Source organism: Aquimarina macrocephali JAMB N27 (assembly GCF_000520995.1).
GTDB lineage: Bacteria > Bacteroidota > Bacteroidia > Flavobacteriales > Flavobacteriaceae > Aquimarina > Aquimarina macrocephali.
The window spans coordinates 143,236-159,518 of record NZ_JACA01000023.1 but is presented as its reverse complement, the minus strand read 5'-3'; the positions used below and the strand labels follow the sequence as shown (position 1 = coordinate 159,518).

Below are 16,283 nucleotides of genomic sequence, written 5' to 3'. Positions count from 1 at the left end.
TTTTTTAAAGTAAATTAACAATGTTACAGCCTAAAAGAACAAAATTCCGTAAGCAACAAAAAGGACGTATGAAAGGTCTTTCTCAAAGAGGACATACACTTTCTAACGGTACTTTCGGAATCAAATCATTAGATTCAAGTTTTGTTACTGCTAGACAAATAGAGGCAGCTCGTATTTCTGCTACTCGTTATATGAAGAGAGAAGGTTCTCTGTGGATTAAAATTTTCCCAGACAAGCCGATCACCAAGAAACCTCTCGAAGTACGTATGGGTAAAGGAAAAGGTGCTGTTGAGTATTGGGCAGCAGTAGTAAGACCAGGAAGAATATTATTTGAAATAAGTGGAGTGCCTTATGACGTAGCCAAAGAAGCTTTACGTCTGGCAGCTCAAAAACTTCCTGTAAAAACTAAGTTTATCGTAGCTAGAGATTATCAAGCTTAATATTTGAGGATTATGAAACAATCAGAAGTAAAAGAATTATCTACAGCTGAATTACAAGAGGAACTTGGTAAAACTCAAAAAGCGTATTCAGATTTAAGAATGGCTCACGCTATGTCTCCGTTAGAAAACCCTTTACAATTACGTAAAGTAAGAAGATCTATTGCAAGAATGGCTACAGAGCTAACAAAAAGAGAATTAAACGGTTAATTCTGCTGAAAGATGGAAAAAAGAAATTTAAGAAAAGAGCGTATAGGAGTTGTTACTAGTAACAAAATGCAGAAATCCATTGTGGTTGCTGAAGTTAAAAAAGTAAAACACCCTATGTACGGAAAGTTCGTGTTAAAAACGAAAAAATACGTTGCACACGACGAGAAAAACGACTGCAATATTGGTGATACTGTAAAGATCATGGAAACAAGACCTATGAGTAAAACCAAATGCTGGAGATTAGTAGAAGTAATTGAAAGAGCGAAGTAATTATGGTACAACAAGAGTCTAGATTAAAAGTAGCCGATAACACAGGTGGAAAAGAAGTTTTAGTCATTCGTGTTTTAGGCGGTACAAAAAGAAGATACGCCTCTGTAGGAGACAAAATCGTTGTCAGTGTAAAAGAAGCAACTCCAAATGGAAACATTAAAAAAGGAGCAGTTTCAACTGCAGTTGTAGTTCGTACCAAAAAAGAAGTGCGCAGACCGGACGGTTCTTATATCCGTTTTGATGATAATGCGTGTGTTCTATTGACTCCTACAGGAGAAATGAGAGGAACACGTGTATTTGGTCCTGTTGCAAGAGAGCTTCGTGATAAGCAATTCATGAAGATTGTTTCACTAGCGCCAGAAGTGCTTTAAAACATTTGTAAAGATGACAAAGCTAAAAATAAAATCAGGAGATACAGTACGAGTTATCGCTGGAGACAATAAAGGTCAAGAGGGAACAGTACAAAAAGTATTGAAAGATAAAAACAAGGCAATCGTAGAAGGTGTGAACTTAGTGTCAAAACACCAGAAGCCTAGTGCTACAAATCCACAAGGTGGTATTGTAAAACAAGAAGCAGCTATTCATATTTCTAATTTATCATTGTTAACCGCTAAAGGTGAAACAACAAGAGTTGGATATAGAGTAGAAGGAGATAAGAAAGTGAGATTTTCTAAAAAATCTAATGAAGTAATATAATTATGGCTTATATCCCAAGATTAAAACAAGAGTATAAAGACAGAGTAGTGTCAGCTCTTACAGAAGAATTCAGCTATGATAATGTAATGCAAGTACCAAAGCTTAAAAAAATAGTTTTAAGTAGAGGTGTTGGAGCAGCAGTAGCTGATAAGAAGTTAATCGACTATGCAGTAGACGAATTAACAAATATAACAGGTCAGAAAGCTATATCAACGATTTCTAAAAAGGATGTTGCTTCTTTCAAATTACGTAAAGGAATGCCGATTGGGGCAAAGGTTACGTTAAGAGGAGAAAGAATGTATGAATTTTTAGATCGTCTAATTACTTCAGCTTTACCACGTGTTAGAGATTTTAACGGAATTAAAGCTACAGGTTTTGATGGTAGAGGTAATTACTCTTTAGGAGTTCTGGAACAGATTATTTTCCCTGAAATCGATATCGATAAAGTGAATAAGATTTCTGGAATGAATGTTACCTTCGAAACTTCGGCAAAAACCGATAAAGAAGCAAAATCATTGTTAACCGAACTAGGATTACCTTTTAAAAAGAATTAATTATGGCTAAAGAATCAATGAAAGCCCGTGAGGTGAAGAGAGCTAAGACTGTAGAAAAATATGCAGAGAAACGTAAGGCTTTAAAAGAAGCTGGAGATTATGATGCATTACAGAAATTGCCTAAAAATGCTTCACCAGTTCGTAAGCATAATCGATGCAAGTTAACAGGAAGACCAAAAGGATATATGCGTCAATTTGGAATTTCTCGTGTAACATTCAGAGAGATGGCAAACAAAGGATTAATTCCGGGAGTAACAAAAGCTAGTTGGTAATAATAAAGTAAATTAATTGGTTTAAGGTTCAATTAAAAAAATTGAAAACCAAAACCATAAATTATAAACAATGAATACAGATCCTATAGCAGATTATTTAACCAGAATTCGTAATGCAAATAGTGCTCAACACAGAGTAGTTGAAATTCCTGCATCGAAGGTTAAAAAAGAGATCACTAAAATATTATTCAATCAAGGATATATTTTAAGTTATAAATTTGAAGATAATACAACACAAGGTACTATCAAAATAGCACTTAAATACGATAAGATAACTAAAGAACCAGTTATTAAAGAATTACAGAGAATCAGTAAGCCAGGATTACGTAAGTATGCAGGGTCTAATGATATCCCAAGAATTCTTAACGGATTAGGTGTTGCGATAATCTCTACTTCTCATGGTGTAATGACCGGTAAACGTGCAAAGCATGAGAATGTAGGTGGTGAAGTACTTTGTTACGTATATTAACAGTATAAAAGACAAAAGAAATGTCAAGAATAGGAAAAAATCCAGTAACTATTCCGTCTGGTGTCACTGTTGAAGTGACAGGTAATGTTGTTACTGTTAAAGGAAAATTAGGAGAGCTTTCTCAAGAAATCGATAGTATCGAAGTGAAAGTCGAAGATGGCCAGGTTGTTTTTGAAAGACCTAGTGAAGCCAAAGATCATAAAGCGAAGCACGGTTTATATAGAGCTTTGATTAATAATATGGTCAATGGTGTTTCTGAAGGATTTAGCAAAGAGTTAGAATTGGTAGGGGTTGGTTATAGAGCTTCTAATCAAGGTCAAAAATTAGACTTGGCTTTGGGATTCTCTCATAATATAGTTTTAGATATAGCACCAGAAGTTAAGGTCGAAACTATTTCAGAAAAAGGTAAAAACCCTATAGTAAAATTAACCTCTCATGATAAGCAATTGGTGGGTCAGGTAGCAGCTAAGATTAGAGGCTTCCGTAAACCAGAGCCTTATAAAGGAAAAGGTATCAAATTCGTAGGAGAACAATTAAGAAGAAAAGCAGGTAAATCTGCATAATAACTAACGTTATGGCATTCTCAAAAGATTTAAGAAGATTAAAGATAAGAAAGCGTATCCGCGGAAATGTAAGCGGTACAGAACAACGTCCTAGATTATCTGTTTTTAGAAGTAATAAAGAAATCTATGCACAAGTCATAGATGATGTAACTGGTAAAACAATCAGTGCTGCTTCTTCAAGAGATAAAGACATTGCTTCAGCAACAGGAAGTAAGATAGAAAAAGCAAACTTAGTAGGTAAAGCGCTTGCTGAAAAAGCTAAGAAAGCTGGTGTAGAAACAGTATCCTTTGATAGAGGAGGGTATTTGTATCACGGTAGAGTAAAATCATTAGCAGACGGTGCTAGAGAAGCAGGACTTAAATTCTAAGAAAATATGTATCAAAAATATAAAAACGCAGAATTAGTAAAACCAAGCGGGCTTGAACTTAAAGATCGTCTAGTTGGTGTACAACGTGTAACTAAAGTAACTAAAGGTGGTAGAGCATTTGGTTTCTCGGCTATAGTTGTTGTAGGTGACGAAAACGGTGTTGTAGGTCACGGTTTAGGTAAGTCTAAAGAAGTAGCAGAAGCTATCTCTAAGGCAGTAGAAGATGCAAAAAAGAATTTGGTTCGTATTCCATTACATAAAGGTACATTACCTCATGAACAAAAAGGTAAGTACGGTGGTGCAAGAGTATTACTCTTACCTGCTGCTACAGGTACCGGGGTAATTGCTGGTGGAGCAATCCGTGCAGTATTAGAATCAGTAGGAGTGCATGATGTACTTTCTAAAAACCAAGGATCGTCTAACCCTCACAATGTGGTGAAAGCAACGTTTGATGCTCTGTTACAATTGCGTAGTGCGCAACAAGTAGCAACTCAACGTGGAGTTTCACTAGAGAAAGTGTTTAAAGGATAAATTCAGGAACGATGGCAAAGATTAAAATTACTAAAGTAAAAAGTGCGATTAACCGTACTCAAAGACAGAAGAGGACCCTAGAGGCTCTAGGTCTTAAAAAGATCGGCCAGGTTGTGGAGCATGAAGATACTCCTAATATCCTTGGGATGGTAAATAAAGTTAAACATTTAGTTTCGATAGAAACAAAATAATAAAAGCACATGGATTTAAGTAACTTAAAACCTGCTGCAGGTTCGGTAAAAAACAATAGCAAACGAGTAGGTCGTGGACAAGGTTCTGGAAAGGGAGGAACTGCTACTCGTGGACATAAAGGAGCAAAATCACGTTCTGGATATTCTAAAAAGATAGGTTTTGAAGGAGGGCAAATGCCACTTCAAAGACGTGTGCCAAAATTTGGTTTTAAAAACATTAATAGAAAAGAGTATCAAGGGATTAATTTAGACACACTACAGAAATTAGTAGATGATGGCAAAATTAAAGATACTGTTGATCTAGATGTTATTTTAACTACAGGCTTGGCGGGGAAAAATGATTTGGTTAAAATATTGGGAAGAGGTGAACTGAAAGCAAAATTAAAAGTTTCAGCTCACAAATTTACAGCCACTGCAAAAGCTGCTATAGAAGCAGCAGGTGGTGAAGCAGTAACCTTATAATAGACAATTCATGAAATTTATTGACACAATAAAAAACATTTGGAAAATCGAAGAACTAAAGAATAGAATCTTAGTTACACTGGGATTACTTTTAGTATATCGATTTGGGGCGCAAATAGTACTTCCAGGAATAGATGCTTCAGAATTAGCAAACCTGGGAACACAAACTCAAGATGGTTTGTTGGGGTTACTTAATGCGTTTACAGGAGGAGCTTTCGCTAACGCTTCAGTATTTGCATTAGGTATTATGCCGTATATATCAGCCTCGATTGTAGTTCAGTTAATGGGAATAGCAATTCCTTATTTACAAAAACTACAAAAAGAAGGAGAAAGTGGTAGAAAAAAGATCAACCAAATTACTCGTTGGTTAACTATCGCTATTACTTTGGTTCAAGGACCAGGATATATTTATAACCTGTTTGCAACACTTCCGGCAGAAGCTTTTGTAGTTCCTAATCAAACAGTTTTCGTTGTGTCTTCTGTAATCATTATATCTACAGGTTGTATTTTTGCAATGTGGTTAGGTGAAAAAATTACAGATAAAGGTATAGGTAATGGTATCTCCCTCTTAATTATGGTTGGTATTATTGCTACGCTACCACAATCATTTGTGCAAAACTTTGCATCAAGAACTTCAGGAGATGGAGGAGGAATGATTATGGTATTAATAGAACTGGTTATCTGGTTTGTGATTATACTAGCATCAGTGTTATTGGTTATGGCTGTACGTCAAATACCAGTTCAATATGCTAGAAGAACAGCCGGAGGAGGGTATGAGAAGAATGTCTTTGGATCTCGTCAGTACATACCTTTAAAATTGAACGCTTCAGGAGTAATGCCTATCATTTTTGCTCAAGCAATTATGTTTGTGCCTGCTGCTGTAGCTGGTCTGTCAGATTCAGAAACCTCTCAAGGTATTGCTGCAGCATTTAGTGATATTTTTGGATTTTGGTATAATGTTTTGTTTGCAGTATTGATTATCATATTTACATATTTTTATACGGCTATCACGGTGCCAACTAATAAAATGGCGGATGATTTGAAGCGTAGTGGTGGTTTTATTCCGGGTATTCGACCAGGAAGTGAAACATCAGAATATTTAGATAAAATCATGTCTCAGATCACATTACCAGGATCAATATTCTTAGCGTTAATTGCAGTATTTCCTGCAATAGCAGTTAAGTTATTGAATGTACAACAAGGTTGGGCATTGTTTTTCGGAGGAACTTCTCTACTTATTATGGTAGGTGTAGCGATCGATACAATGCAACAGGTTAATTCATACTTGTTAAACAGGCATTATGATGGATTAATGAAAACTGGTAAAAACCGTAAAGCAGTAGCATAATGGCAAAACAACCAGCAATAGAACAAGACGGAAGTATCATCGAAGCATTATCAAATGCAATGTTTCGTGTAGAACTGGAAAATGGTCACGTAGTGACAGCTCATATATCTGGTAAAATGCGTATGCATTACATTAAATTATTACCAGGAGATAAGGTGAAGTTAGAAATGAGTCCTTATGATTTAACAAAGGCTCGTATAACATATAGATACTAAATAATTTAAGATTATTGTAAATTAAGATTTTTTGTGTACTTTTGCAGGCCGAAAAATCTTGTTACTGATACCTCCAAAAGATATAATTTGTATGTTTTGGAAACTAAAAACAAAGAGATGAAAGTTAGAGCATCAATAAAAAAGAGAAGTGCCGAGTGCAAGATTGTGCGTAGAAAAGGCCGACTTTACGTAATTAATAAAAAGAATCCTAGATTTAAACAAAGACAAGGGTAATTATGGCAAGAATTGCAGGGGTAGATATACCTAAACAAAAGCGAGGAGTTATAGCATTAACCTATATCTTCGGAATTGGTAGAAGTAGAGCTAAAGAAATTTTAGAAACTGCCAAAGTAGATGAAAGTGTAAAAGTTTCAGACTGGGATGATGATCAAATAGGTCGTATCCGTGAAGCTGTTGGAGTCTATACTATTGAAGGAGAATTACGTTCTGAGGTACAATTAAACATCAAACGTCTTATGGATATTGGGTGTTATAGAGGTATCCGTCATAGAGCTGGTTTGCCACTTAGAGGACAACGCACTAAGAACAATTCTAGAACACGTAAAGGAAGAAGAAAAACAGTTGCTAACAAGAAAAAAGCAACTAAATAATAAGTAGTATGGCAAAGTCAACTTCAAAAAAACGTAAAGTAATTGTTGAATCTGTAGGAGAAGCGCACGTAACAGCTTCTTTTAACAACATAATTATTTCGTTAACAAATAAAAAGGGAGACGTTATTTCTTGGTCTTCTGCTGGTAAAATGGGTTTTAGAGGTTCTAAGAAGAATACTCCTTATGCTGCCCAATTAGCCGCAGAAGATGCTTCTAAAGTAGCTATCGAGGCTGGACTTAAGAAGGTGAAAGTATATGTTAAAGGTCCTGGTAATGGTAGAGAATCAGCAATACGTTCTCTTCATAATGCTGGTATAGAGGTTTCAGAAATTATTGATGTTACTCCAATGCCGCATAATGGATGCCGTCCTCCAAAAAGACGTAGAGTATAATTTTTATCCCGAATTTTAATTTCGGGATCTTTTATATATAAACAACAATAGGTAAATCTAAATTAGGAATATTGATTATCGAAGGAAAGAGACCTTAATTCATAATCATCCTAAGTAACTAAATTATTAATAATGGCAAGATATACTGGTCCAAAAACTAAAATCGCTCGTAAATTTGGTGAAGCGATATTCGGAGACGATAAGTCATTCGAAAAAAGAAATTACCCACCGGGACAACACGGAAATAACAGACGTAGAGGAAAGAAAAGTGAATATGCTATCCAGTTAATGGAAAAGCAAAAAGCAAAGTATACGTATGGTGTTTTAGAACGTCAGTTCCGTAACATGTTCGAAAAAGCAACACGTTCTCAAGGAATTACTGGTGAAGTATTACTTCAACTTTGTGAATCTCGTTTGGATAATGTAGTATTCAGAATGGGGTTAGCAAATTCTCGTAGAGGAGCAAGACAGTTAGTTTCTCACAGGCATGTAACTGTTAACGGACAACAAGTTAACATCCCTTCTTATCAATTAAAAGCAGGAGATGTTGTTGGAGTAAGAGAAAAATCAAAATCATTAGAAGTAATTCAAAACTCACTAGCTAATAATAGCAAAGTGTATGAGTGGATTACGTTCAATAATGATACTAAAGAAGGTACTTTTGTATCTGTTCCGGCAAGAATTCAGATTCCGGAAAATATCAATGAACAATTCATCGTCGAATTATACTCTAAGTAATAACTCAAAGAAGAAACAATAACATGGCAATATTAAATTTTCAGAAGCCCGATAAAGTTATCATGATCGACTCCACAGAGTTCGATGGTAAATTTGAATTTAGACCATTAGAACCTGGGTACGGATTAACAGTTGGTAACGCTTTGCGAAGAGTTTTGCTATCTTCTTTAGAGGGATTCGCTATAACTTCTCTTAGAATAGAAGGTGTAGATCATGAGTTCTCTACGATCTCTGGAGTAGTAGAAGATGTTACCGAGATTATCTTAAATCTTAAGCAAGTACGTTTTAAGCGTCAAATAGAAGATATAGATAATGAATCTGTTACAATCTCTATTTCGGGTCAAGAGCAATTAACTGCTGGTGATTTTCAGAAATTTATTTCTGGATTCCAGGTGTTAAATCCTGATCTTGTAATCTGTAACATGGATAAAAAAGTAGCACTTAACCTAGAAATTACTATCGAAAAAGGTAGAGGTTATGTTCCTGCTGAAGAAAATAAGAAAGCTAACGCTCCTATTGGAACCATTTTTACAGATTCTATTTACACTCCAATCAAAAATGTTAAGTATAGCATTGAGAACTATCGTGTAGAGCAAAAAACAGATTACGAAAAATTAGTTTTCGAAATTGTAACAGACGGATCTATTCATCCAAAAGACGCATTAACCGAAGCTGCTAAAATATTAATCCATCACTTCATGCTATTCTCTGATGAGCGTATTACATTAGAAGCTGATGAAATTGCACAAACAGAAACTTATGATGAAGAATCACTTCACATGAGACAGTTGTTAAAAACTAAATTGATCGATATGGATCTTTCTGTACGTGCTCTTAACTGTTTAAAAGCTGCAGAGGTAGATACTTTGGGAGATTTGGTATCTTACAATAAAAATGACTTAATGAAGTTCCGTAACTTTGGTAAGAAATCTTTAACAGAACTTGAAGAATTAGTGAATGTTAAAGGGCTTAACTTTGGTATGGACCTTTCAAAATACAAATTAGATAAAGACTAACTCATCATAGTTTGCTCTCTGCATGAGGCGGATTGAGCAAGATGATGATTAAAATAAAATGTCATGAGACACGGAAAAAAAGTAAATCACTTAGGGAGAAAAACAGCACACCGTAAAGCGATGCTTGCGAATATGGCTTGTTCTCTAATTGAACATAAAAGAATCAATACTACAGTTGCAAAAGCAAAAGCGCTTAAGCAATTTGTAGAGCCATTAGTGACAAAATCTAAAGATGATACTACACATAATCGTCGTATCGTATTCAGTAGATTGCGTAATAAATACGCAGTAACAGAATTGTTTAGAGATGTTGCTCCTAAAGTAGGAGATAGACCAGGAGGATATACAAGAATTATAAAACTTGGTAATCGTCTTGGGGATAATGCAGATATGGCTATGATCGAATTGGTGGATTACAATGAGCTATACAATGCTGGTAAGCCTGCTAAGAAGAAATCAAGAAGAAGAGGTGGTAAAGGAAAAAAAGCTGAGACTGCTCCTGTAGCACCAGTAACCGAAACCGCTAGTTCTGAAGAAGAGTAAATGAGAAATGCGAATCGCACATAATAAAAAAAGGATAAACGTTCGTCGTTTATCCTTTTTTTTTGAATAATTCTAAAAGGTTTGGTTTCCGCCAAAACGGAAATTTTATAATCAAATAAAGTTAAAAATGATGAAATAAACATAGTAATAAAGATTGAAATACCAATCAAAATAAATACTATGTGAATTTTGTCGGACCATTAAAAACAATAGGCATAACAAATGAAATATCAATCTCGAAAAAAAGCAGTTCTTTTATTAGCAGACGGTACTATTTTTCATGGCAAAGCTGTGGGAAGAGAAGGTAGTGCTTTTGGTGAAGTATGTTTTAATACTGGTATGACAGGTTACCAGGAAATTTTTACAGATCCTTCGTATTATGGGCAATTAATGGTGGCTACCAATGCACATATAGGTAATTATGGAACTAATGAAAACGAAATAGAATCTGATTCCATTAAAATTGCAGGTTTGATTGTTAAGAATTTTAGTTACGAATATTCACGGGATCTCGCAGATAGTTCGTTGCAAGAATTTTTAGAAAAACATAATCTGTTGGCAATTTCTGATGTAGATACCAGAGCATTGGTAAGTTATATTAGAGATAATGGAGCAATGAATGCTGTAATCTCTACAGAGGTAGATGATATAGATAAACTTAAAAAAGAACTAGCAGCAGTTCCTGATATGAATGGGTTAGAGCTAGCTTCAAAAGTTTCTACTACAACACCCTATTTTGTAGGTGATCCTAATGCTACTTATAAGATTTCAGCTTTGGATATAGGAATAAAGAAAAATATACTTCGTAATCTGACTAACAGAGACGCATATATAAAAGTATTCCCTTATAATGCTACATTCGAAGAAATGAGCGGATGGGAACCAGATGGATATTTCCTTTCTAATGGTCCTGGTGATCCAGAACCATTAACTCAGGCAATTGCAACAGCAAAAGAGATTCTTGAAAAAGATTTACCACTATTTGGTATTTGTTTGGGGCATCAGGTAATAGCATTGGCTAATGGGATAAGCACATATAAAATGCATAATGGGCATAGAGGAATAAACCACCCGGTTAAAAACCTGATTACTGGCAAAGGAGAAATTACTTCACAGAATCATGGTTTCGCAATACATAGAGAAGAAACAGAAAAACATCCTGATGTAGAAATAACTCATGTGCATCTTAATGATGATACTGTTGCAGGAATCAAAATGAAAAATAAAAACTGTTTCTCTGTACAATACCATCCAGAGGCTAGCCCTGGGCCCAATGATTCAATCTATTTGTTTGATCAATTTATTGAGAATATTAAGAAAACAAAAGTTACAGCATAATATAACAGTAGCATGGTAGCTTTTGGCTCTTTTGGTAAAACTATAACCTATAACGTTATAGTTGATAACTTGACTGTTATATCATGGTTTCTGTGGTAAATTATGGTTTTTTTGAAGAGCTTAAAGGATACTGGTTTTGTATATTGCGAAGAATTAAAATTATCCAACAAAATAAATTAAAAACATGAGTGTAATTATTAATATTCACGCTAGACAGATTTTAGATTCACGTGGTAACCCAACTGTAGAAGTAGACGTGATTACCGAAAACGGTGTTTTAGGAAGAGCAGCTGTTCCTTCTGGAGCATCTACAGGAGAACACGAAGCTGTAGAACTACGAGATGGTGGTGCAGCATATATGGGTAAAGGAGTTTTTAAAGCTGTCGAAAATGTAAATACAATAATTGCTGAGGAGTTATTAGGATATTCTGTATTTGATCAAAATTTATTAGATCAAACTATGATCCAATTGGATGGCACTTCTAACAAATCAAAACTTGGTGCTAATGCAATATTAGGAGTTTCATTAGCAGCAGCAAAAGCAGCAGCAAACGAACTAGGTATGCCACTATATCGTTATGTTGGAGGAGTAAGTGCTAATACGCTACCGGTACCAATGATGAATATTATCAATGGAGGTTCGCATAGTGATGCTCCAATAGCATTTCAGGAATTTATGGTTATGCCAGTAAAAGCCAAAAATTTTACACATGCAATGCAAATGGGAACCGAGATCTTTCATAACCTTAAAAAAGTATTACATGACCGAGGTCTGAGTACTGCTGTAGGTGATGAAGGAGGATTTGCTCCAGCATTAGATGGTACAGAAGATGCTTTAGATTCAATTGCTCTTGCAGTAAAGAAAGCCGGATACAAGTTTGGTGATGAAATAATGGTTGCACTAGACTGTGCAGCAGCAGAGTTTTTTGTTGATGGTAAATATGACTATACAAAATTTGAAGGCGATACAGGAGTAATACGAACGAGTGAAGAGCAAGCAGATTATCTTGCCGAACTAGCTTCAAAATACCCGATTATCTCTATAGAAGATGGTATGGATGAGAACGATTGGGAAGGATGGAAATATCTTACTGATAAGGTAGGGGATAAAGTTCAATTGGTTGGCGATGATTTGTTTGTTACTAATGTAGAACGACTTTCAAGAGGAATTGAAAATGGTATCGCCAATTCAATATTGATTAAAGTTAATCAAATAGGAACGCTTACCGAGACTATTGCAGCAGTAAATATGGCACATAATGCAGGATATACCTCTGTGATGTCACATCGTTCTGGTGAAACAGAAGATAATACTATTGCCGATTTGGCCGTTGCCTTAAATACAGGGCAAATCAAAACAGGATCTGCTTCTCGTAGTGATAGAATGGCAAAATACAATCAATTACTTCGTATTGAAGAAGAGTTGGGAAGTATTGCGTATTTTCCAAAAGAAAATGCATTTAAAGTAAAGTAACAAAGGTTATAAATAGAATATAAAGCGACTATCTAAATTAGGTAGTCGCTTTGTTTTTTATATAATTTTGAAAATGAGTGTAAGGGTGAAAATGATCTTACGATTAATACTATGTTAACACTATATTTCGTAATTTAGCAATCCTACAATAATAGCAAAATTCTAAAATAATCAAATGTCAAAAATAGCAACGTTAGAAATCGACGGTAATAAATATGAGTTTCCGATAATAGAAGGAACAGAGAAAGAATTAGGAATTGATATTAAAACACTTAGAGGGGCAACTGGAGGGGTTACAACCATTGATCCCGGGTATAAAAATACCGGAAGTTGTGAGAGTGGTATTACATTTCTAGATGGAGAAAAAGGAATTTTAAGATACCGAGGATATTCTATTGAAGAATTGGCAGAAAAGGCAGATTTCTTAGAAGTTGCTTATTTATTGATTTTTGGGGAACTACCTACAAAAGTAGAATTAGAAAAATTTGATAGTGATATAAAAGAAGAATCTCATGTCGATGAGGATATGAAGAAAATCTTGGACGGATTTCCTAAAAGTGCACACCCAATGGGAGTGTTGTCTTCTTTGACTAGCGCATTGATAGCTTTTAATCCAGGATCAGTAGATGTTGATTCTGAAGAAGAAATGTATAATGCTATTGTAAAAATATTAGCAAAATTTCCAGTACTAGCGGCCTGGACAATGAGAAAAAGAAAAAGTCTTCCATTGGATTATGGAGATAACTCATTAGGATATGTAGAGAATTTACATAAAATGATGTTTGCAAGACCTAATAAGGCTTATGAGCCAAATAAGCTTGTATATGATGCACTGGATAAATTATTGATACTTCATGCAGATCATGAGCAAAACTGTTCTACTTCTACCGTTAGAATTGTAGGGTCTTCTCATGCTGGATTATTTGCGTCATTATCAGCAGGGATGTCTGCATTATGGGGTCCGCTTCATGGAGGAGCAAACCAGGCTGTTATAGAAATGCTTGAAGCAATCAAAGCAGATGGAGGAGATACGGCTAAGTATATTGCTAAAGCTAAAGATAAGAGTGACCCTTTCCGTTTAATGGGATTTGGTCATAGAGTATATAAAAATTTTGATCCAAGAGCTAATATTATCAAAAAATCGGCAGAAGAAGTACTAGGAGATTTAGGTATTGAAGATCCGGTTCTTGATATTGCCAAAGGATTGGCGAAAGTAGCTCTCGAAGATGAATACTTCGTAAAAAGAAAACTATATCCTAATGTAGATTTTTACTCAGGTATTATTTATAGAGCTTTAGGTATACCAACAGAAATGTTTACCGTGATGTTTGCTTTGGGGAGGTTGCCTGGATGGATAGCTCAATGGAAAGAGATGAGACTTCGTAAAGAACCAATCGGAAGGCCAAGACAAATATATGTTGGTGAAAACTACAGACCTTTTGTGAAAGTAGAAAATAGATAAGCATTAGATATACAAATAAAAAAGCCTTACATTATAATCAATAGTAGTAAGGCTTTTTTATTTTATCTTTATACCATCTCTAATAAGAGATAAGTTATTAAAATGAGTTCGATAAAATAGATTGAATAATGATGTTTTAATTGTAGAATATTTCTGAAAGCGATTAAAAACAGTAGCATAAGTAATGAAAGAAATTAAATTAGTTAAAAATAGATCAGATATTGGCGCAGGAACAAGAGGTTCTGATCTGGGAGTTGATGCAATAGAAATTGCAGCTATTAATAAAAATGATGATTATTTTAATCTGTATTCTTATGAAAATGTAGAAACAGAGAATGAAACTATTTATAATAAGGTAAACAACTCATTCGCTAAGCGAATAGGTAGTGTACTTAACGTGTGTACTCGATTAAGTGATAGCGTGTCAAGAAACCTTAAAAAAGATATATACCCGATTGTGTTATCGGGAGATCACTCATCAGCTTTGGGTACAATTAGTGGAGTAAAAGCAGCTTTTCCCACCAAAACATTAGGAGTGGTGTGGATAGATGCTCATGCCGATGTACATTCACCGTATACATCACCATCAGGGAATATTCATGGCATGCCATTGGCAGCAGCACTTTCTAATGATAATTTGAATTTTAAGATCAATGAGGTGTCAGAAGAGACAGCCGATTTGTGGAACAAGATGAAAAATATTGGCATTGAAGGGCAAAAAATTGAACATCAAAATATTGTGTATTTTGGAGTAAGAGATACAGAAGAACCAGAAGAAGGAGTAATTGCAGAAAATGGGATTAAAAATTATATGGTAGAAGAAATGCGCTACCGTGGATTTGAACAATGCCTTGAAGAAGCAATTCAAAGATTAGAATCCTGCGATATGATATATATATCTTTTGATGTTGATAGTATGGATTGTGATTTGATTTCTAAAGGAACAGGAACACCTGTTTCTAGAGGATTTGATATTAATGAGGCAATTCGTATTATTCAGGCATTTGTGAGAACAGAGAAAACAGTTTGCTTTGAAGTAGTAGAAGTTAACCCTACATTGGATAATAAAGGGAATAAAATGGCAGAAGCTGCTTTTGATGTATTAAAAGCGACAACAGCAACGATTACAGAAAAAATGATAAGCTAAATTTATTTGGAAAAACAGATAACCAATACCATAGTAATGATTCGTCCGGTTCAATTTAGGATGAATGAACAAACTGCTGTAAATAATTACTATCAGGAAACTGCAGGTATAGATCCAAAAGCAGCTAATATCAAAGCTCAACAAGAATTTAATCAATTTGTAAAAGTATTAAGAGAAGCTGGAGTACAAGTAATTGTAATCGACGATGATCCTCAAAATGATACTCCTGACTCTATTTTTCCTAATAACTGGGTATCTTTTCATGCAAATGGGGATGTGGGATTATATCCAATGTTTGCAGTAAATAGGAGAAAGGAACGTAGACCCGAAGTTTTGGATCAAATAGAAGTTTCTGGTTTTGAAATAAATAATATTATAGATTATACCAGTGCTGAAGATGAAGAACTATTTCTTGAAGGTACTGGTAGTTTGGTGTTAGATAGGGTAAATAGAAAAGCATATTGCGCATTATCTCCTCGCGCAGATGAAGATTTGTTTATAGAATTTTGTGAAGACTTTGAATACACACCTGTTGTCTTTACTGCTTATCAAACTGTTAATAAAAAACGATTACCAATATATCATACCAATGTTATGATGGGAGTAGGAGAAACATTTGCAGTTATATGTCTGGAATCTATAGATGATAAAAAAGAACGTAAAAATCTTGTTAATCATTTAAAAGATGATGGTAAAGAGATTATTGCAATTACAGAAGATCAAGTAAACAACTTTGCGGGTAATATGCTCCAAGTTGTTGGTTTGGGAGATAAGCGCTATATTGTCATGTCATCCGCAGCATTTAAGAGCCTAACTAAAGATCAGATTGTCAAGATAGAAAAGCATTGCGCAATTCTTCATAGTGATCTGAATACAATTGAAACATTAGGTGGAGGGAGTGCACGTTGCATGATGGCAGAAGTTTTTCTTCCGAAAAGTTTGTAGTTCTATAAGCTGTAGTTAAAACTTCACTAGT

General features: G+C 34.9%; 26 protein-coding genes. All 26 read left to right on the top strand.

Going from position 1 to position 16,283, the window contains the following annotated elements; genetic code table 11:
- The first annotated feature begins 20 nt into the window (after positions 1-20).
- The 26 genes from rplP to ctlX all read left to right on the top strand — a co-directional run bounded on the left by rplP (position 21) and on the right by ctlX (position 16,252).
- Positions 21-440 (top strand): 50S ribosomal protein L16, encoded by a 420-nt coding sequence (gene rplP / locus Z054_RS0115020; RefSeq protein ID WP_024770873.1) that lies wholly within the window; start codon positions 21-23, stop codon positions 438-440.
- Positions 441-452: 12 nt separating this feature from the next.
- A complete protein-coding gene (gene rpmC / locus Z054_RS0115015; RefSeq protein ID WP_024770872.1) occupies positions 453-647 on the top strand; it encodes a 50S ribosomal protein L29 in 195 nt (64 codons plus the stop codon).
- A 12-nt stretch (positions 648-659) separates the two neighbouring features.
- Positions 660-917, top strand: a complete 258-nt coding sequence (rpsQ, locus tag Z054_RS0115010) for a 30S ribosomal protein S17 (RefSeq protein ID WP_024770871.1) — start codon at positions 660-662, stop codon at positions 915-917.
- 2 nt (positions 918-919) lie between these two features.
- On the top strand, positions 920-1,288 hold the full coding sequence (rplN, locus tag Z054_RS0115005; protein WP_024770870.1) for a 50S ribosomal protein L14: 369 nt from the start codon (positions 920-922) through the stop codon (positions 1,286-1,288).
- Between the two features lie 13 nt (positions 1,289-1,301).
- Positions 1,302-1,613: a 50S ribosomal protein L24 gene (gene rplX / locus Z054_RS0115000; RefSeq protein WP_024770869.1), complete on the top strand. Its 312-nt coding sequence runs from the start codon at positions 1,302-1,304 to the stop codon at positions 1,611-1,613.
- Positions 1,614-1,615: 2 nt separating this feature from the next.
- The gene (gene rplE / locus Z054_RS0114995) at positions 1,616-2,167 is read left to right on the top strand and encodes a 50S ribosomal protein L5 (RefSeq protein WP_024770868.1); all 552 of its coding nucleotides are present in this window, start codon (positions 1,616-1,618) and stop codon (positions 2,165-2,167) included.
- A 2-nt stretch (positions 2,168-2,169) separates the two neighbouring features.
- The gene (rpsN, locus tag Z054_RS0114990) at positions 2,170-2,439 is read left to right on the top strand and encodes a 30S ribosomal protein S14 (RefSeq protein ID WP_024770867.1); all 270 of its coding nucleotides are present in this window, start codon (positions 2,170-2,172) and stop codon (positions 2,437-2,439) included.
- Between the two features lie 70 nt (positions 2,440-2,509).
- On the top strand, positions 2,510-2,908 hold the full coding sequence (rpsH, locus tag Z054_RS0114985; protein WP_024770866.1) for a 30S ribosomal protein S8: 399 nt from the start codon (positions 2,510-2,512) through the stop codon (positions 2,906-2,908).
- A gap of 20 nt (positions 2,909-2,928) precedes the next feature.
- Positions 2,929-3,471 carry a 50S ribosomal protein L6 gene (gene rplF, locus Z054_RS0114980; RefSeq protein WP_024770865.1) on the top strand — a complete coding sequence of 181 codons (543 nt, stop codon included), beginning with the start codon at positions 2,929-2,931 and terminating at the stop codon, positions 3,469-3,471.
- A gap of 11 nt (positions 3,472-3,482) precedes the next feature.
- A complete protein-coding gene (gene rplR, locus Z054_RS0114975) occupies positions 3,483-3,839 on the top strand; it encodes a 50S ribosomal protein L18 (RefSeq protein ID WP_024770864.1) in 357 nt (118 codons plus the stop codon).
- A 6-nt stretch (positions 3,840-3,845) separates the two neighbouring features.
- Entirely contained in the window at positions 3,846-4,370 is a 525-nt protein-coding gene (rpsE, locus tag Z054_RS0114970) for a 30S ribosomal protein S5 (RefSeq protein ID WP_024770863.1), read from the top strand.
- A gap of 11 nt (positions 4,371-4,381) precedes the next feature.
- Positions 4,382-4,561, top strand: a complete 180-nt coding sequence (gene rpmD / locus Z054_RS0114965) for a 50S ribosomal protein L30 (protein WP_024770862.1) — start codon at positions 4,382-4,384, stop codon at positions 4,559-4,561.
- A gap of 9 nt (positions 4,562-4,570) precedes the next feature.
- Positions 4,571-5,023, top strand: a complete 453-nt coding sequence (gene rplO / locus Z054_RS0114960) for a 50S ribosomal protein L15 (RefSeq protein ID WP_024770861.1) — start codon at positions 4,571-4,573, stop codon at positions 5,021-5,023.
- Positions 5,024-5,033: 10 nt separating this feature from the next.
- Positions 5,034-6,371, top strand: coding sequence for a preprotein translocase subunit SecY (secY, locus tag Z054_RS0114955; protein ID WP_024770860.1), 1,338 nt, complete (start codon positions 5,034-5,036; stop codon positions 6,369-6,371).
- Complete coding sequence (gene infA, locus Z054_RS0114950; RefSeq protein WP_008613577.1) at positions 6,371-6,586, top strand: translation initiation factor IF-1; 216 nt, start codon at positions 6,371-6,373, stop codon at positions 6,584-6,586. The genes secY and infA overlap by 1 nt, the downstream gene beginning before the upstream one ends.
- 117 nt (positions 6,587-6,703) lie before the next feature.
- Positions 6,704-6,820, top strand: a complete 117-nt coding sequence (gene ykgO, locus Z054_RS28600; RefSeq protein ID WP_013621733.1) for a type B 50S ribosomal protein L36 — start codon at positions 6,704-6,706, stop codon at positions 6,818-6,820.
- Positions 6,821-6,822: 2 nt separating this feature from the next.
- The gene (gene rpsM, locus Z054_RS0114945; RefSeq protein ID WP_024770859.1) at positions 6,823-7,197 is read left to right on the top strand and encodes a 30S ribosomal protein S13; all 375 of its coding nucleotides are present in this window, start codon (positions 6,823-6,825) and stop codon (positions 7,195-7,197) included.
- 8 nt (positions 7,198-7,205) lie between these two features.
- Entirely contained in the window at positions 7,206-7,589 is a 384-nt protein-coding gene (gene rpsK / locus Z054_RS0114940) for a 30S ribosomal protein S11 (RefSeq protein ID WP_024770858.1), read from the top strand.
- A 132-nt stretch (positions 7,590-7,721) separates the two neighbouring features.
- Positions 7,722-8,327 (top strand): 30S ribosomal protein S4, encoded by a 606-nt coding sequence (gene rpsD / locus Z054_RS0114935; RefSeq protein ID WP_024770857.1) that lies wholly within the window; start codon positions 7,722-7,724, stop codon positions 8,325-8,327.
- Positions 8,328-8,350: 23 nt separating this feature from the next.
- Positions 8,351-9,343, top strand: coding sequence for a DNA-directed RNA polymerase subunit alpha (locus Z054_RS0114930; RefSeq protein WP_024770856.1), 993 nt, complete (start codon positions 8,351-8,353; stop codon positions 9,341-9,343).
- Between the two features lie 63 nt (positions 9,344-9,406).
- Positions 9,407-9,886 (top strand): 50S ribosomal protein L17, encoded by a 480-nt coding sequence (rplQ, locus tag Z054_RS0114925; RefSeq protein WP_024770855.1) that lies wholly within the window; start codon positions 9,407-9,409, stop codon positions 9,884-9,886.
- Positions 9,887-10,108: 222 nt separating this feature from the next.
- Complete coding sequence (carA, locus tag Z054_RS0114920; RefSeq protein ID WP_024770854.1) at positions 10,109-11,224, top strand: glutamine-hydrolyzing carbamoyl-phosphate synthase small subunit; 1,116 nt, start codon at positions 10,109-10,111, stop codon at positions 11,222-11,224.
- A 184-nt stretch (positions 11,225-11,408) separates the two neighbouring features.
- Positions 11,409-12,698 carry a phosphopyruvate hydratase gene (eno, locus tag Z054_RS0114910; protein WP_024770853.1) on the top strand — a complete coding sequence of 430 codons (1,290 nt, stop codon included), beginning with the start codon at positions 11,409-11,411 and terminating at the stop codon, positions 12,696-12,698.
- Between the two features lie 175 nt (positions 12,699-12,873).
- Positions 12,874-14,160 carry a citrate synthase gene (locus Z054_RS0114905; protein ID WP_024770852.1) on the top strand — a complete coding sequence of 429 codons (1,287 nt, stop codon included), beginning with the start codon at positions 12,874-12,876 and terminating at the stop codon, positions 14,158-14,160.
- Between the two features lie 184 nt (positions 14,161-14,344).
- Positions 14,345-15,307: an arginase gene (locus tag Z054_RS0114900; RefSeq protein ID WP_024770851.1), complete on the top strand. Its 963-nt coding sequence runs from the start codon at positions 14,345-14,347 to the stop codon at positions 15,305-15,307.
- A gap of 36 nt (positions 15,308-15,343) precedes the next feature.
- On the top strand, positions 15,344-16,252 hold the full coding sequence (gene ctlX, locus Z054_RS0114895) for a citrulline utilization hydrolase CtlX (protein ID WP_035092098.1): 909 nt from the start codon (positions 15,344-15,346) through the stop codon (positions 16,250-16,252).
- The last annotated feature ends 31 nt before the right edge of the window (positions 16,253-16,283 follow it).

Excerpts from the sequence above, each read along its gene's own strand:
- rpsN (WP_024770867.1), top strand. The coding sequence starts at position 2,170 with ATGGCTAAAGAATCAATGAAAGCCCGTGAGGTGAAGAGAGCTAAGACT.
- rpmC (WP_024770872.1), top strand. The coding sequence starts at position 453 with ATGAAACAATCAGAAGTAAAAGAATTATCTACAGCTGAATTACAAGAG.
- rpsH (WP_024770866.1), top strand. The coding sequence starts at position 2,510 with ATGAATACAGATCCTATAGCAGATTATTTAACCAGAATTCGTAATGCA.
- ctlX (WP_035092098.1), top strand. The coding sequence starts at position 15,344 with ATGATTCGTCCGGTTCAATTTAGGATGAATGAACAAACTGCTGTAAAT.
- rplP (WP_024770873.1), top strand. The coding sequence starts at position 21 with ATGTTACAGCCTAAAAGAACAAAATTCCGTAAGCAACAAAAAGGACGT.
- rpsK (WP_024770858.1), top strand. The coding sequence starts at position 7,206 with ATGGCAAAGTCAACTTCAAAAAAACGTAAAGTAATTGTTGAATCTGTA.
- Z054_RS0114905 (WP_024770852.1), top strand. The coding sequence starts at position 12,874 with ATGTCAAAAATAGCAACGTTAGAAATCGACGGTAATAAATATGAGTTT.
- carA (WP_024770854.1), top strand. The coding sequence starts at position 10,109 with ATGAAATATCAATCTCGAAAAAAAGCAGTTCTTTTATTAGCAGACGGT.
- rplQ (WP_024770855.1), top strand. The coding sequence starts at position 9,407 with ATGAGACACGGAAAAAAAGTAAATCACTTAGGGAGAAAAACAGCACAC.
- rpsM (WP_024770859.1), top strand. The coding sequence starts at position 6,823 with ATGGCAAGAATTGCAGGGGTAGATATACCTAAACAAAAGCGAGGAGTT.
- rpsE (WP_024770863.1), top strand. The coding sequence starts at position 3,846 with ATGTATCAAAAATATAAAAACGCAGAATTAGTAAAACCAAGCGGGCTT.
- secY (WP_024770860.1), top strand. The coding sequence starts at position 5,034 with ATGAAATTTATTGACACAATAAAAAACATTTGGAAAATCGAAGAACTA.
- Z054_RS0114930 (WP_024770856.1), top strand. The coding sequence starts at position 8,351 with ATGGCAATATTAAATTTTCAGAAGCCCGATAAAGTTATCATGATCGAC.
- rpsQ (WP_024770871.1), top strand. The coding sequence starts at position 660 with ATGGAAAAAAGAAATTTAAGAAAAGAGCGTATAGGAGTTGTTACTAGT.
- ykgO (WP_013621733.1), top strand. The coding sequence starts at position 6,704 with ATGAAAGTTAGAGCATCAATAAAAAAGAGAAGTGCCGAGTGCAAGATT.
- infA (WP_008613577.1), top strand. The coding sequence starts at position 6,371 with ATGGCAAAACAACCAGCAATAGAACAAGACGGAAGTATCATCGAAGCA.
- rplO (WP_024770861.1), top strand. The coding sequence starts at position 4,571 with ATGGATTTAAGTAACTTAAAACCTGCTGCAGGTTCGGTAAAAAACAAT.
- rplN (WP_024770870.1), top strand. The coding sequence starts at position 920 with ATGGTACAACAAGAGTCTAGATTAAAAGTAGCCGATAACACAGGTGGA.
- Z054_RS0114900 (WP_024770851.1), top strand. The coding sequence starts at position 14,345 with ATGAAAGAAATTAAATTAGTTAAAAATAGATCAGATATTGGCGCAGGA.
- rplR (WP_024770864.1), top strand. The coding sequence starts at position 3,483 with ATGGCATTCTCAAAAGATTTAAGAAGATTAAAGATAAGAAAGCGTATC.
- eno (WP_024770853.1), top strand. The coding sequence starts at position 11,409 with ATGAGTGTAATTATTAATATTCACGCTAGACAGATTTTAGATTCACGT.
- rplF (WP_024770865.1), top strand. The coding sequence starts at position 2,929 with ATGTCAAGAATAGGAAAAAATCCAGTAACTATTCCGTCTGGTGTCACT.
- rpsD (WP_024770857.1), top strand. The coding sequence starts at position 7,722 with ATGGCAAGATATACTGGTCCAAAAACTAAAATCGCTCGTAAATTTGGT.
- rplE (WP_024770868.1), top strand. The coding sequence starts at position 1,616 with ATGGCTTATATCCCAAGATTAAAACAAGAGTATAAAGACAGAGTAGTG.
- rplX (WP_024770869.1), top strand. The coding sequence starts at position 1,302 with ATGACAAAGCTAAAAATAAAATCAGGAGATACAGTACGAGTTATCGCT.
- rpmD (WP_024770862.1), top strand. The coding sequence starts at position 4,382 with ATGGCAAAGATTAAAATTACTAAAGTAAAAAGTGCGATTAACCGTACT.